General features: G+C 60.0%; 15 protein-coding genes and 2 pseudogenes. 10 read left to right on the plus strand and 7 right to left on the minus strand.

What is annotated here, in order from left to right:
* Positions 1–5: 5 nt before the first annotated feature.
* Positions 6–1,055, minus strand: coding sequence for an AraC family transcriptional regulator (locus F758_RS0110965; RefSeq protein ID WP_024507916.1), 1,050 nt, complete (start codon positions 1,053–1,055; stop codon positions 6–8).
* 121 nt (positions 1,056–1,176) lie between these two features.
* Between F758_RS0110965 and F758_RS47470 the strand changes: the two genes are divergently transcribed.
* The 3 genes from F758_RS47470 (at position 1,177) to F758_RS0110980 (ending at position 2,875) form a co-directional block, all read left to right on the plus strand.
* Positions 1,177–1,518 carry a DUF3551 domain-containing protein gene (locus F758_RS47470; RefSeq protein WP_084305221.1) on the plus strand — a complete coding sequence of 114 codons (342 nt, stop codon included), beginning with the start codon at positions 1,177–1,179 and terminating at the stop codon, positions 1,516–1,518.
* Positions 1,519–1,787: 269 nt separating this feature from the next.
* Positions 1,788–2,324, plus strand: coding sequence for a carboxymuconolactone decarboxylase family protein (locus F758_RS0110975; protein WP_024507918.1), 537 nt, complete (start codon positions 1,788–1,790; stop codon positions 2,322–2,324).
* 44 nt (positions 2,325–2,368) lie between these two features.
* Entirely contained in the window at positions 2,369–2,875 is a 507-nt protein-coding gene (locus tag F758_RS0110980; RefSeq protein WP_024507919.1) for a YkgB family protein, read from the plus strand.
* Between the two features lie 1,060 nt (positions 2,876–3,935).
* Here the strand turns inward: F758_RS0110980 and F758_RS51685 are convergent.
* Entirely contained in the window at positions 3,936–4,079 is a 144-nt protein-coding gene (locus tag F758_RS51685; protein WP_245286457.1) for a pyridoxamine 5'-phosphate oxidase family protein, read from the minus strand.
* A gap of 314 nt (positions 4,080–4,393) precedes the next feature.
* Complete coding sequence (locus tag F758_RS0110995) at positions 4,394–5,290, minus strand: DUF4396 domain-containing protein (RefSeq protein WP_024507920.1); 897 nt, start codon at positions 5,288–5,290, stop codon at positions 4,394–4,396.
* Between the two features lie 661 nt (positions 5,291–5,951).
* Here F758_RS0110995 and F758_RS0111005 point away from each other — a divergent pair.
* Positions 5,952–7,475, plus strand: a complete 1,524-nt coding sequence (locus F758_RS0111005; RefSeq protein WP_024507921.1) for a multicopper oxidase family protein — start codon at positions 5,952–5,954, stop codon at positions 7,473–7,475.
* Between the two features lie 73 nt (positions 7,476–7,548).
* Here the strand turns inward: F758_RS0111005 and F758_RS53195 are convergent, their stop codons facing one another.
* Entirely contained in the window at positions 7,549–7,668 is a 120-nt protein-coding gene (locus F758_RS53195) for a carbohydrate porin (RefSeq protein ID WP_157449948.1), read from the minus strand.
* A gap of 104 nt (positions 7,669–7,772) precedes the next feature.
* Positions 7,773–8,665 (minus strand): annotated as a pseudogene (locus F758_RS43605) (COG3904 family protein).
* 811 nt (positions 8,666–9,476) lie between these two features.
* Between F758_RS43605 and F758_RS0111040 the strand changes: the two are divergent.
* The 3 genes from F758_RS0111040 to F758_RS0111050 all read left to right on the plus strand — a co-directional run bounded on the left by F758_RS0111040 (position 9,477) and on the right by F758_RS0111050 (position 12,214).
* On the plus strand, positions 9,477–9,908 hold the full coding sequence (locus F758_RS0111040; protein ID WP_245286458.1) for a hypothetical protein: 432 nt from the start codon (positions 9,477–9,479) through the stop codon (positions 9,906–9,908).
* 486 nt (positions 9,909–10,394) lie between these two features.
* A complete protein-coding gene (locus F758_RS0111045) occupies positions 10,395–10,850 on the plus strand; it encodes a DUF2231 domain-containing protein (protein ID WP_024507927.1) in 456 nt (151 codons plus the stop codon).
* The gene (locus F758_RS0111050) at positions 10,850–12,214 is read left to right on the plus strand and encodes a PQQ-dependent sugar dehydrogenase (RefSeq protein ID WP_084305223.1); all 1,365 of its coding nucleotides are present in this window, start codon (positions 10,850–10,852) and stop codon (positions 12,212–12,214) included. The genes F758_RS0111045 and F758_RS0111050 overlap by 1 nt, the downstream gene beginning before the upstream one ends.
* Here F758_RS0111050 and F758_RS0111055 read toward each other — a convergent pair.
* On the minus strand, positions 12,211–12,498 hold the full coding sequence (locus tag F758_RS0111055) for a hypothetical protein (protein ID WP_024507929.1): 288 nt from the start codon (positions 12,496–12,498) through the stop codon (positions 12,211–12,213). The genes F758_RS0111050 and F758_RS0111055 overlap by 4 nt on opposite strands.
* Before the next feature lie 155 nt (positions 12,499–12,653).
* On the opposite strand from F758_RS0111055, the gene F758_RS53200 reads away from it, so the two are divergent.
* Positions 12,654–12,902, plus strand: a complete 249-nt coding sequence (locus F758_RS53200) for an ABC transporter substrate binding protein (protein ID WP_084305225.1) — start codon at positions 12,654–12,656, stop codon at positions 12,900–12,902.
* Between the two features lie 97 nt (positions 12,903–12,999).
* Positions 13,000–13,569 (plus strand): annotated as a pseudogene (locus F758_RS52760) (ABC transporter substrate binding protein); the annotation flags it as partial.
* A 323-nt stretch (positions 13,570–13,892) separates the two neighbouring features.
* Here F758_RS52760 and F758_RS53205 read toward each other — a convergent pair.
* Complete coding sequence (locus F758_RS53205; protein WP_198026454.1) at positions 13,893–14,054, minus strand: DUF3551 domain-containing protein; 162 nt, start codon at positions 14,052–14,054, stop codon at positions 13,893–13,895.
* Between the two features lie 399 nt (positions 14,055–14,453).
* Here F758_RS53205 and F758_RS0111065 point away from each other — a divergent pair, with 399 nt between their 5' ends.
* Positions 14,454–14,720, plus strand: coding sequence for a hypothetical protein (locus tag F758_RS0111065; RefSeq protein ID WP_024507931.1), 267 nt, complete (start codon positions 14,454–14,456; stop codon positions 14,718–14,720).
* Positions 14,721–14,785 lie beyond the last annotated feature (65 nt).

Here is a 14,785-nt window from a genome sequence, read left to right on the forward strand (position 1 = left end):
CTCGCTCATCTGTCGGCCAGCGAGGGCGCACTGCCGCCTCTCGCTGGCCTACGCCTGTTAGGCGTATCCGCGTCGGTGGCCTTCGCCGGCTTTGCAGCTGCAGGCCTTGCGAAGACATCCCGGCCGGACGGCTCCTGCGTCTTGCGCCACTGCGCCGGAGTCACGCCCATATGGCTCTTGAAAGCACGTTGGAAGGCCGCTTCGGATTGGTAGCCCGCCGCCTCCGCCACTGCGCCCGTCGAGAGGGACGAGTTCTTCAGTTCGTTCGCTGCAAGCGTCATCCGGATGTCAGTCAGAAGGTCGCTGGCGGATCGCCCGAGCTTCTCTTGAAATTGCCGCGCGAGCGTGGCGCGCGACATGTTGCACAGGCGAGCAAGGTCCGGGAGCGACCATGGCCGTGCTGGTTCGTTGAAAAGCGCGGCCACCGCCGGTGCCAGTCGAGGATGACCGGCCAGGGCAAGAATGCCGCGGGGCGCATTTTCCGTCTCGCTGGCGAGGCGTAGCACAAGCGCGAACATCGCCGTCGACAGCGCGTTCAGCATCGCGCGACCGCCCAGGTGACCGTCCGCCGCCTCGCCGCGCATCAGGGCAACGAGACCTGCGAGCTGCGCGCCGGTGTCCTTTTGCCCGGCTCGCGCGCCGGCGTGCACGACCAGGCGCGCCGGGAGATAGGTGCGCAAAAGCCGATCGTGCGGCGGCGCGATGGCGAAATGTCCGCAGAGCAAGTCCAGCCGCTCGCCCCTGCCAGCGTTCTCGCTGATCACGAGATTGAGCTCTTGGCGATCGCGCGCCGGCTTCGCTCGCGCGCCGCTGCCGTCGTGCATCACATGGCGCGGATTGCCGGGAAGCAGCAGGATGTCGCCGGTCTCCAGCTGCAGTGGCTTGCCGCCGGCCGGGTCTTCCAGCAGGGCCGAGCCACCGAGGACCGCGTGGTACGGGATTTCGTTCGCCTCGCCCGGCCCTTGGTCGATGCGCCACGGCGCGCCGTAGGAGCAGCGCAGGTCGAGCCGGCCGCGCACCGGCACCATTTCAAACAATCGGCTGAGCCAATCCATGCGCGGCCTTGTATAAATCCCGCCTTGATACGAACGAGCATATAAGCAAGGTGTCCAGACATTAAAAGTCTCGTCACCGCCTCATGCGATCACTCCATCCAACCCAACAATGGAGTGTCCTATGTCCGTTCTTTCAGCGCCCCGCCCTGGATCCGTCGTCGATAACGCGAAGCATCTCTTGAAACTAGGTGCACCGATTGCGGCGCTCTCTGCCCTCGCCTTCGTCTCCACCTCCACACCGGCTTCCGCGCATACGTACGAATACTGTCGGCGGGGCGTCACCTCCCAATTGCTCGAATGCAGTTTCGATACGCGGGAGCAATGCAAGTGGACTTCCTCGGGCCTCGGCGGCGATTGCTTGCGCGATCCGTTTCTTCCCTCAGCCGACACCCTGGCCTACGCACCGAAAGCGATTAACGCCAAGCCTGGCGTACATCGCGCAAGAACGGCCGCACACAAATAACGCGGCAACCCGCTTGCTCTTGTCTTCACGCCCGCAGCGCGCAGCAGCGCTGCGGGCGTCCTGTCGTGCGGAAACCACAAGAAGCTCCCCGTATTCGATGAGGTAACACCCAGCGCCAGGCCCAATGAAGACAATCCAGCGCGCTTTGAGATGATTGAGCATGTATTCGAGACCTAGTGACATTCAAAGTCCCATGTCGGGACCATACAGTCACTCCGCAATCGTTGCTCAACCCAACAGTTTCTCAACGCTAACCAAGGAGTGTCACCATGTCTCGTCTTCCCGTTCCCAGTGTTGAATCCGCCACCGGTGCCACCGCTGAGATTTATGCGCAGATCAAAAAAGCAATTGGCAGGATTCCGAACACTTTTGCCGCCATCGGCGCCCATGGACCGGCTGCATTGAAGGCCGTGCTTGCCGCTGATGCCGTGCTCGCATCGGGCTCGCTCAGCAAGCGCGACCATGAAACCATCAAGCTGATCATCAGCGGTGTCGCCGGCTGCGATTATTGCGTGGCTGCGCACAGCTTGCTTGGCAAGCTTGCAGGATTGAAGCCCGACGAGCTCAAGAACATCCGCGATGGCAAGCCCACAGGCGATGCCAAGCGCGATGCCTTGGTCCGCTTCGTCCGAAGCTTGGCGCAGACCAGCGGTACTGTTAGCGAAGCCGATTTCGCGGCGATCAAGGCCGCGGGCTACAGCGATGCCCAACTGGTCGAGATCAGCCTGGCGTTCGCGACCACCGTCTTCAGCAACGTCTTCAACCGCATCAACGACACCGAGATCGACTTCCCCGCAGTCGCATGAAGCGACCGTGCGTCCTTCGAATCTCGAATGACAGGATCACGACCATGACTACGCTTTCTACAACCGCTCGAAATCCGCTCGTCCGGGCGCTGTACGGGTCCGGACTGCTTGCTGAGGACCTTGACTACCACGTCGTCCGCGCCTCGATGGTAACCATGTTCTTCTTCTTCGGCTACCAGAAGTGGTTTCCGTACGAGTTCGAGCGACTGGTCCCGTTCATCAGCAACGGGCCCTTGATCTGGTGGCTTTATCCGGTCTTCGGCCACGCTGGCGCCAGCTATTTCCTGGGCGTCTCGGAGTGGACGTTCGGGTCCCTTCTGCTTGCAGGCTTTTGGGACAAGCGGCTCGGCATTCTCGGCGCCCTCGGCTCGACCGGCACCTTCATCGCAACGGTCACCATCATTCCGTTCATGCCGGAAGGCTGGGACGTCGCCGCGGGCGGCTTTCCTGCCATGACGGGCAACGTGCCCTTCCTGATGAAGGACGTCGTGCTGCTCGCCGTGTCGCTCTACCTCCTGCGGCAGGACGTGGTTCGCCTGACGCGGCAATGAGGTGACACTCTGCTGATGGCGATGCGTCGCCGGCGAGCTTCCCACTCGCCGGCGATTGCGCCTTCGGGAATTCGAATCCGTGCTGGGCCCAGGAGGAAACTGGCCACCTCGAGCGCCCCGCATTTCCGACAGGCAATAGGCCGCTGCGTAGCACCTGGTTTCCGACGCTACCTGCTGTGGTTCATGGCGCACAAGTCATCAATGCCGACTCAAGGAGCGGTCACAGTCTACGTAAGCACCTTCTCCATCTCTCTCAGTTCGAACCGTTTGATATTGCCGTCCGCAGTTTTCGGCAATTCAGGCCCGGCGAGAGGCATCCAAGTCATTGAAGATGGTCGGCATGACAGGGATCACACCCGTGACCCTGCCACGTCAAGATAGTCCGAAACACCAATTCTCGTGAGCAATCAAGACGAAAAGCCCGGTAGAAGTGCGACTCTGAATATGAGCGAAGCTGGAACGAAGCTGATTTGCTGTTGACGTGCTGTTGACGGGTCGGCGGGCAGCGCTGGCCCTTCTGACTTTTGCTCTGAGGGAGTGGCAATGCCACGACCGCCGCGATCGGTGCATTACAATGATGCACCCACCCGCACATGATCAATTCGCCACGATCCAGAAGGATCGAATGAAGCTGACGGGCCCGCAATCTGTCGCAACGCCGAGGGAAGTCACGACGCGATCGGAGCGGGCGCGCGATTGTTGTTCGCCTTGCAATGATCTTGGACTCCTAGTCTATCCGCGTGTCGACATCAAAGCCTTGAAGGCGGTAACGGCTCCTCACAAGCGATGTAGGCGCACGAACGCAGAGGTCGCTGTGGTTAAGGCCGTCAAGGAACAACGCAAGGCAGCGCGCGCGACCCGGGCCCCTGCAGACTGATCCGAGAGAGTGGGATTCCCTTCACGTTTCCAAAGATTCCCGAAAAGCACTGCAAAACAAGGGCTCGACTGAATGGCCGGCGGAGATTTGTGACCACCGCTGTGTACCACCGTCCCGGGCCGGCAAGCACTCGAATTTCAGGTCTCTCGGCGATGGATCGAGGCATGAGGCAAGGCATCGGCTCTAGGCTCTGTCATCAGGATCGATAAAAACGATGCCGACGTCGGGAGTGGACTCGATCTCTTCCTCCTTGGCGCTGTGAATATCGGCGACAAAAAACATTAGGCCAGCTTCGCGATCGGGGCCTTGCTTCGAGCGGGCGGGCACCTAGCGCGCCCGCGAATTGCGTCGTTAACATGCACACGCCGACCTTTTCGATAATGTCCCAGACGCGATCGATGTTGTCTTTCTTGTTCATCAAGGCGCCGTCGATATGGCCGAGGTCGTCCTGAAGACTGGGCATAATGCTGAAGCCAAGAAGTTTGCGGAGCAAGTGAAGGAGCAGGGCAACAGACTAGCTGGATGAAAGATTGGCTTAATAAGTACGCCGGCAAGGACGAGAACTGAGTTCACGAAAGGCAAAATGGAGCATCGCCTCAGCACACTCAATTGGGCAACCTTGGCTTCTTCGCCACTCCACTTCAAAGCAATCTCATTTGGAACCTCACCGGAACCACGAAACTCGTCAGCCACACCACACCGAGCAGAACCGCGAACGTAATGGCGATGATGACCGCGGCGCGGCCTGCGGGCAGCTCGTTCATCGCGTGATCATGGTGTTGATACATCGCGCCGGCCGATCCCGCCGCGTAGTGCATGTGAGTGTTGTCCATCATCGTGGAGGGCTCGGGCGAGGCGTTGCCGAGGCCCGGCGCAGGTCTATCTGCTTCCGGCGGAGTCATGCAGCCATGCTTCATGCGATTCGCTACCAGCCAGTGGTTGATCGGATAGGCAAAAAGGCCGCCGACGATCGTCGCCATGCTCGTGCGGAACCAGAACGAGGGGTCCTGCGGCTCCTTCGAGCCTGTCCAATGGGAGCCGAGGATCAGCATGACCGGGATCATGCCGGCCATCACCATGTTCATCGACACGGTCTCGGCGAAGAAAGTCTTGCGCACCGCCTTCCAGTAGTCGCCCTCGTACATGCCAACCATCATCAGCGCTTGGAAGATGAACAGGCCGCAGACGAAGCCCGCCAGGTATTCGAGGGTCGCGTCCCAGCCGTTGGTGAGGCTGAAGACCGGCAGGATCGAGGCCGCGACGACAATGCCGGTGGCGTCCCCCGCCAGACAGTGCATCTCGCTATTGAGCGACTGCTTCCACGTCGCTGCGGTGAAGGCATCGTGGGTGCCCGGCAGGGGCCTCCGGCAGGCGAGCAGGTAGAAGAACGCGCCGACCGGCCCGGTATAGATCGTGACGAGGATCCAGGCGATGCGCTGGAACCAGCTGGTGACGCCGTTGAAGATCGAGTCCCAGACGACGAAGACCACGCTGCCGGCCGTCAGTGCGAACCAGACGATCGTGGCGCCCTCAAGCATGGGAAGCCCCCGCCTCGTCCTAATGTTGCATTAAGATAGACCGGATAGGCGAGGTCCTGCTCTGGCTGCGCCCAGATCACGCTCCCGAATATTGCGTCGTCGGAGCCGGTTGGTTGGGTTCGGTTTTCCATGCTCACGCCTCAGCCTGAGTTCGCGCTCCGGCTAGAATGCACCCATTGACCCGGCACTGACTTGGCCCGGCTTGTCGCGATTTTATTGATCTTGCGTCAGACTTTCATTTTCGAAGGTGCCTTGATCGGTGTTATCGCAGTGCTCACTGCGCGATTGGAGCAAAGATGGGACCTACTCACGACTCGTGGCGTATTGGCAAAGGCATTACGGCTGGTGTAGGCCCGCCCGGAATCGGCATGCCTCGGTGACCTCACCAACTAGCCATCCGAATGAGGCAGCTCGGTGCCGAAGGTGCTCGTCCGCCATGGGTCAGCAACGGACTCATACGCAACCAAACAACCTCTTATTCCATCGTCGCGGACCAAGAGTCACCGCATAAAGGGATTGTCCGATCCTGTGCACGAAGTCAGCTCCCGTACACTCGGCGCCCGCAATTCTCGCAAGTAACCGCAAACCACGGCAATGGCAGACCACGATGAAATTGGATCAGTGGCTATTCTCCAAACGTGATCGAACGGAGACCGCCGCCATGGGCAGAGATGGCCAAGCTGCCATTCAGGTGAATGAAAATCGCGCGCTCCAAACGCGCAGGCAAATCCTCGCGTCCGGCGTTGCCATAGCCGGCACAATGCCGATGATGCGGGCTGCTGCCGTGCCCGAACGCGGCACCGAGAAGCTTCGCTTGGTTGCGGGGACCCGAGTCCTGTCGGTCAACGGCAGAACCTCGCGAGTATTCAACCTCATCGGGCCGAACGGAAAACCCGGTATCACGCTCGCGCCCGGCGACCGTTTCCACGTCGATCTGACCAATCAAGCCGGCACATCCACCATCATCCACTGGCACGGTCAGTTGCCGCCCTGGAAGCAGGACGGCTTTCCCTGGCCGCAAACACCGCCGATCCCCGCGGGCGACACCCATTCCTATGATTATGCGCCAATCGCCGGCACATACTGGATGCATTCGCATCAGGGCATGCAGGAACAGAGCTTGATGTCCGCGCCGTTGATCGTGCATAGCGCCGAGGATTTGCGCGCCGACCGGCAGGAAGTGGTGCTGATGCTGCATGACTTCAGCTTCAAAACGCCGGAAGAATTGCTCGCGGGACTAACCAAATCCAACGGCGGCCCGAGCGCCATGGCGAAGAGTGGCATGGGTAGCGCCATGAACATGGCCTCTGGAGAGGGAGCCATGAAAACGGGCTCTGCCATGGCCGCGATGAAAATGGAGTCCGACATGAAGATGAACCTCAACGACATCGACTACGATGCATTCCTCGCCAATGACCGCACGTTGACCGACCCGGATGTCATCCGCACAGAACCCGGCGGGCGCGTGCTGCTCCGGTTGATCAATGGCGCGTGCTCGACGGGGTTCTGGATAGATCTCGGTGAGCTCACCGGCACCGTGATCGCCGCCGACGGCCATCCGGTTCGGCCGGTGCGCGGCACGCGCCTGCCACTCGCCATTGCCCAGCGGCTCGACGTGGTGATCGATCTTCCTCGGAACGGTGCCTATCCAATCTTCGCGCACGTCGAGGGCAAGCGGGCACGCACCGGGATCATCCTCGCAGCGTCTGGCGCGTCCGTCTCGCGCCTTACCGCGGAAGCTGCAGAAAATGCGCCGCCTGTCGATCTCTCGCTTGAACATCGCCTGGAAGCGGTCGCACCTTTGGCCCCGCGCGCGCCCGATGTAACACACCGCGTGATCCTCGCCGGCGGCATGTCGCCATATGCTTGGTCGATGAACGGTCAATTCTGGCCAGAGATAACCCCGCTGATGGTTGCCTCGGGACAGCGTGTGGCGATCGAAATGGTGAACGCCTCGATGATGGCGCATCCGATGCACCTTCACGGCCATGCTTTCCAGGTGGTCGCGATAAACGGTACCCCAATCGCAGGCGCCGTCCGCGATACTGTCCTGGTGCCACCGATGGGGAGCGTCACCTTCGCCTTTGACGCCAACAATCCGGGCCGCTGGGCATTTCACTGCCACAACCTCTACCACATGATGACGGGCATGATGACTGAGGTTCGCTACCCCGGAATCGTCTGAGCAATTCTGCCATCGTTCAGTTTCAGAGTCTCGGCCAGACATTTTCCTGACTTACTGTGCGTTATGCCGAAGCCTAGAACTTCAGCGTCGAGCGAAGACCGATGCCCCACGCGTTCAGCCGGAGCCTGCCATCCGGGTTGAGGACACCGCCACCCGGCCGGATGATGTATTGGAGTTCGGGCTGAAGCGTCAATCATCGTGCCGGCTGCGCTTGATACATCATCTCGATCATCGTTTCGCCGCTGCGCACCGGATAGAAGAAGCTTTTGTTGTTCGTAGGACTGGGGATCGACTTGGTCATCTTGATTTGACTGGGCTCCTCATTCCACAGCCAACTTGCGGCTGTTCAGGAGAGGCGACTGCGACGCCGCCAGGCGCGACGGTGGCTTTAGTGGTCCTTGGTCGATTCGGCCGCCAGAAGGGTCCTTTCCGCGCTTGCAGCTTCGTCCTGCTGCACGGGTTTTGGGCTGCCGTCGTCATTCGATGGGGCCGTGCTATTTCGCGGGACTACGTCGGCGACTGCGTCACTCGTTACCAAATTGGTCAACCGCAATTCTGCTGGCGACAATTCGTGCAAGTCTTCCCACGGCGGCACGCTGAGCGCGAGCGACAAGAGATCGCCACCGCCGCTCATATCGAACGTGTATTTGGCAAGGCGACCGATATCGCGTTCGACGATTGTCATGTCGTCCGCACTGTAGCTCGCCGCCTCGGCGTTATCGGTGCGATCCTCTCCAGATCTGATGCACCCACATGCGTGCCATCCGGCACATAACGCACTCTGCCCGATAGCAGCAGAAACACGCAGATGGACTCACAATAGGCCTGCGGCACGATTTCGGCATGTTCGCCGTTTGCATCGATGCCGGTGCCGACCGTCGTCAGCATGCCAAGATTGCGCCAGCGCCGCCCCAGCGCGATAGCATCATTGACCGACCCGCCCTGGAATCCAGCACGATCGTCGCGCCGAAGAGCTCACGCCCGCGAGCAAATTCATCGAAACCATTCGGGGTGTCCGCGGTGACGATGCCGACGGCGCGAACCGAGCCGCGACAATTCGGCTAGCACGCGACCCAGCTGAACTGCATCGGCAACTTGCGTTCTTCGAGATTCGAAACCGCACGCGCCGGACCACCGAACGTCTTCGCGTGGCCAGCTGAGATCACGGCTTGTCCTGCCCCAAGGTCCATCGGCATCAAGCGGATCGCGGCGGCACAACGCAAGAGAGCCACTGCCGCGATCGGATGCCAATTAAATATCAACGCAAGCCCCACGAGGCCCGTGTTTATTTCGAAGGATTTGCACCTCAGCCGCTGTAGCGGAGCTCCGATGAAATCCAGGCGGTTTGTTACGCTCCGGGGTCGGCGCAATCGTCACGGGCAGCGCCTTGACCCGATCCCGATTCTTTCGGCTGACCTCGTTCAGCCAATAGGCAGCAATAAAGCTCCACATGAGGAGTTTGCAAATAAAGTCCATGGCAGAGCCTCACGCAGTTGAAACGTCACTGCTTGAGATTAGTGATCCACCCTGACACTGAATTTGCGGGAATTGCCGTAGTTTGAGGGATCTTGGCGCCGCTTAACGTCCAACGCCGCCGCTTGGATCTAGCCGCTCACGAGAACCATATCGCTACTGGCCTGACTCACGAGAGCTTGTCCAGCGTCGCCAACTCTTTTGCTGCCCTGACCGGACTTCGCTCCAGGAAGGGCCTGGCGGATTTCGTGCGCTTGAGGGCAACCGCACGCCAAAGAGAGCAATCGTTCTAAAGCCGGCGCCTACGCGAGCCGCTAAGCTCTGTCTCAAGATCTCGAATTGGAGTGCTCTCCACAGTGCAATCGACTTCTCAGCCATGTCGGTGCCACAGGCCCGTTCCGGTGGAATAGGAAACACAAGAGGGAACAGGAGACCTTTGTGAAGCGACGTCCTCCTCTCGGCGCGGCGAGAGTTCGCAGCGTATGAGCCAGCGGCCCTCAACACACCATGAGAACCGACGAACTGGACATGAAACATCGACATATCTCGAAAGCCTTCGGCTCCATTGTGCGCAGGCTGGCGGTTCTGGCGCTAGGCTCGCTGGTCTTGACCGCAACAGCTCGATCCCGTGATCTCGGGCAATGGGAGAACACCGACCCCAAGATCCGCGCGTGGTATCAGGCCTTGATGATGCCGGATGTCCCCACTGCATCTTGCTGCGGCGAAGCCGACGCCTATTGGTGCGATGACATCCATGTCAGGAATGGCAAGACCTTCTGTACCATCACCGACGATCGCGACAACATCAAGCTGAGGCGAACGCCGGTCCCGGTCGGCACCGAGATCGAGATTCCGGACAATAAACTGACCTGGAAGGACGGCAATCCGACGGGCCATAGCATCGTGTTTCTGAGCACCGCCGGATTCGTCTACTGCTTCGTGCAAAACGGCGGAGTGTGAGTGAGCGAGTAACAAACTCGACGACCCATTCTGTCCTGACCGGTGCCGGTAGGTGCATCGATGCCGCAGACGGCCTAGCGAAGCTCCCCCAACGGAAGGTAGTCACACGGAATGAAGGGGGAAAGAATCAGTTTGGGCGAAACCGCCCCTGAAAGGCGTTCGTCGCTCCAAGACCACACCTCACATCTCCACGCTCAGCCGAGCTGTCTGCCGCGCGGCGGCATCTGGCGGAGCTTCTCCACGAGATTCCGACAGCCCCTTCAGTCGCACCACCTAGCCATTGCAAGTACTTTAGCGGCAGGAGTTCCGCAGCAAGAGCAATTCTCGGCAAGTCGCGTCGTGCACGTTGTCTATTATTTGGAAACAAGGCGTCGCCAGCCGACCCCCGGGTCACCACGAAGATGCGCGACGCAAAACATCGCATCAGGGCGCTGGTTGTTGCCGGGTTCCTGGTGATCCCACCCGCGAGCTACGAGGACTACGGAGATGCAGCACGTTGCGACAACGAATGCGAGTTTCAGGCGCGAAGGCGCTGGGGCCGCCAGCTATTCGCTTCACCAGGTACTCACGCCGTTTCCCGTCGCCTATTTTACAGGCGCACTTGCAACCGATCTCGCCTATTGGCGGACAGCGGAGGTGATGTGGGAAAACTTCTCGGCTTGGCTGATAACGGCCGGCCTGCTCGTGGCGGGCCTGGCCATGATCGCTGCCGGAATTGACCTTGCAGCGGGCGGCCACAAGCCAGCCTGGGGTCGCGCGACTGCCTATCTGGTTGCTGTCCTCCTCGGCCTCGTCAACGTGTTCGTACACAGCCGGGACGCTTACACCGCGGTTGTGCCGACCGGACTGATGCTCTCGGCGGTCGTCGTGATAATTCTGTTGGGCATGGCCCCGACCGGCTGGGTCCTGACCTCTCCTCGTCATTCTGGAGCAAACGCGTGATGCCCGCCCTCAAGACTGCCCGTGCGACGAACCTGGCGCGCTTCGCCACTCTCACCGTCGCCGTTGCCGGCCTGGGGCTCGCAAGCTGTGACAATACCGGCGGCGACCCAAGAAACCAGATTGGCGCAAATCCGAGCCTGCCCGCTCTCCAGCAATATCTGCTGCCACCAATTCGGATTGCGCAGCCGGTCGGGTGGGGAAAAGACGAAAAGCCGACCGTGCCGCAGGATCTGCAGGTCCAGGCATTGGCGACTGGCTTGGAGCATCCGCGATCTCTTTATGTCCTTCCGAACGGCGGCGTGCTGGTCGTTGAGAGCAATGGTCCGAAGGCGCCGATCTACCGTCCCAAGGATGTCGTCACTGCCTGGGTAAAGTGGTTCGCCGGCGCCGCAGCAAAGGATGCGAACCGCATCACGCTGCTGCGTGACACCAATGGCGACGGCATTCCCGAAGTGCGGACGGTCTTTCTGGACCACTTGAATTCGCCTTTCGGCGTCGCGCTCGTTGGTAACGACCTTTACGTCGCCAATACCGATGCCATTGTCCGGTATCCCTACGAGGAGGGACAGACCAGCATTAGTGCCGCGCCGAGCAAGCTGACGGATCTTCCCGGCGGTCCGATCGATCATCACTGGACAAAGACCCTGTTGGCAAGCCCGGATGGCTCAAAGCTTTATGTCGGGGTTGGATCCAACAGCAACATCACCGAAAACGGAGTCGGAGCCGAATATGAACGAGCGGCGATCTGGGAAGTCGACCGCGCATCTGGCGCACATCGCATTTTCGCTAGCGGAACGCGCAATCCGACCGGGCTTCAGTGGGAGCCCGAAACCGGCAAACTATGGGCCATTGTGAACGAACGAGACGAAATCGGTCCCGACCTGGTCCCGGACTATCTCACCTCGGTGCAGGACGGAGGCTTCTATGGCTGGCCGTACAGCTATTACGGTCAGCATCTGGACCCGCGCGTCCAGCCGCAGCGCCCCGATCTGGTGGCTAGAGCCATTGTGCCGGACTACTCGCTAAGCTCCCACGTGGCGCCCTTGGGAGTAGCAATGTCCGCGGGCGGCGATCTTCCCGCCGATTATCGAAGCGGTGCGTTCGTCGGCGAACACGGTAGCTGGGACCGTGTTCCGCTCAGTGGCTATAAGGTCGTCTTCGTGCCGTTTAGCGATGGAAAGCCCAGTGGCGCGGCACGGGACGTTGTCACAGGCTTTCTCGATGAAGACAACCGCGCCCGCGGACGACCGGTTGGTCTTGCGCTCGACCGCGCCGGAGGATTGCTGATTGCTGACGACGTTGGAAACACCGTCTGGCGCGTGTCGTCAGCTCGCCCGAGCGCTCAACCGAAGCCGGGAACTTAGCGGATTTCGGCGTAAGCAGCAGCCAATCGCAGCAATACCAATGCGGAGAAGCGCTCATCGTCAATGAGGTTCAACAAGAACGAAGACGTTGAGAGGCTGACCGCGATGGGCATTGCTTTGCCAATGGCCGAAGCCTCGAAACTGAATTCAACATTGTTTTCCCAAACTGGAAAACGGGGCCTGCAGGAAACGTTCGATTCCTCGCCCGCGTCGAGGCGCAGGGGTTTGAGCCCTTCAGAGGAGAGCGACCATGGCGGATGCAGCGGCGCTGACGCCTTATTCAACCCCGTGGTGAGTTATATGGAGCGGCGGCCGTTCCTCGCTCTTGTCGGCGGTGTTGCAATGGTGTGGCCGCTTGTCCCTCATGCGCAACGGTCTAAGCGGGCCCGGCGGATCGGTGTGCTGATGGCAAATGCCGGTCCGGTAGCGCAAATCCGAGGTGACCGCGTTCTTGGGCGCCCTGAAAGGGCTCGGGTGGACAGAGGGCAGCAATGTTCAAACCGAGCTTCGCTGGGGCACCGGTGATGCAGGACGAATCCGGTCGTCTTCAAAGGAGTTGGTCAATCTGCGGCCCGATCTTATCGTCGCTAACGGCACTCGCGCAGTTGTCGCCCTTGTTCGGGAGACAAACACAATCCCGACCGTATTCACGAATGTAGCCGACCCGATCGGTAATGGGTTCGTCTAAGGCTTCTCTCGTCCAGGTGGCAATTTGACCGGATTCATGAGCGACAATTCAGAGCTCGGCGGCAAGTGGGTTGAGTAATTGAAGGGAGCTCGCTCCACACACGGTACGTGTAGCTCTGCTATTCAATCCGGCGACCGCAGCGCCGCTCAAAATTTACATGCCCTCCATTCCGGGTGCCGCATCTTCCTCAGCCGTCGAGGTGAATACAGCACCGGTTCACGGACAAGACGAGATCGAAGAAACTATTGCGGTACAGGCACGACCTCCGGGAGGCAGCATCATCGTAATGCCGGACCCGTTCAACGTGACCAACAGCCAGAAAATCATTCTGCTGGCGGCCCGCTATGGCGTGCCAGCGATTTATTTTACGCCCACTTACTTCGCGGAGTCCGGCGGTCTCGTCGCCTACGGTAGCGATTTCGCTGAACAGTTTCCAGAAGCGGCAATATACGTCGATCGGATCCTCAAAGGTGCAAAACCTGCCGAACTCCCTGTCCAGGCACCGACTAAGTTCGATCTGGTCATCAATCTCAAGCCGCAAAGGCGCTCGATCTTGAGGTGTCGCTATCCTTGCTCGTGCGCGCTGCTGGCGTTATCGAATGAAACTGGCCGCTTCTGCCCCTGGAGACCTGGGTATAGCGGTCTCGCTCTGCTCTGCAGGGACTAGCAAACTGCGAAGTCTGCCAAGCTAAGCAGCTCAACTCCGAATGAACTCCGATCTGTCTTTAGCTGGCTCCGATGCTCGGACCAGCCTGGGCACACTGATACGCTTTTGCCGTGAACCCGACTCATCGCTTTGTTGACTACTCGCTCAGAACACGCGCCGGCTACACAGAACAAGCGCCTTTGAGGCGGGCGTGCGCGCCCACATCAGCGGCAAGGCCCGGCTCAAGTGGTCGCTCACCGTAGGTTCGAGCGTGTTAACACGATAGCGATCCACTCGGCCTGGCGGCAGAATGGTTACGAAAGTTGCTGTCGATCAATTCGACCTCAATAAGCGAGCTCGGTGGCCCGACCGAATTTCCCGTACGCATTGAAGGCGGATACCGGGTTAGTGACGCAGTAGCCCAAACCACCGGACGCGCTGGCGCGGCATTGCCCAAACCTTGCGAAGTCGCACCGTAAGGAGTTGTTATCACCGCAGGCAGGCACACTGGATCTGGCGCTCCGCTCGCCAATGCTACCTCGGTGGGAACGCTCGCAGCCAAAAAGACCGCTACAAGAGTGCTAACAAGTCGCCGCATATGTTTCTCCGTCGTGTAGTGTCGAGCGCAACGCGTGCGCCCTGTTGCTGCAAGCACAGGGGATTTATTGGCCTAGCCATGAAGATTCGTGTGCGGTTTTGTCGCGCATTGCAGGTCCTTGCGCTGATCACACTTGCTTCGATTCCGATGTCGTCCGCACCTTTCTGGTGCGTTTCACCGTCGGAGGGTGAAATGAGCAAGATCACAACGAGAGTGGCAACAACGACAAATCTCGCTCTGCAGAGAGCTGGCAAGGTCGCCTCCCGATTGACTAGTCGAAGACCGAAACAAACGCCGGAGGTTCATCATGCGAAAGCTTGCGGCGACCCTAGCGTTGATGACTTTTGTCGGCACGTCCCTGGCGATTGCGCAGCCCGTTGGTCGCTCAAATCCAGCCGTTCCTGGCCCGATGGTCTCGGGACAGCAATCATTGCCGGAGGCGCCGGTCGGGCATCGTCAGCCCCGTGCCGACCAAGTACCCTCGGAGAAAGACCTCATGGATCCGAACAATCCCATCAACCAGGAGAACGCCGCGCTCGACCGTATCATCAAGGGCATTTGCCGCGGCTGCTGATATCTCTACCGCATCGCGGCCGAACCGATCCGCACCTGTTCATGGCGATGCCCACGGCGGCACCG

It is taken from the genome of Bradyrhizobium sp. ARR65 (assembly GCF_000472385.1).
In the GTDB taxonomy this organism is placed as follows: Bacteria; Pseudomonadota; Alphaproteobacteria; order Rhizobiales; family Xanthobacteraceae; genus Bradyrhizobium.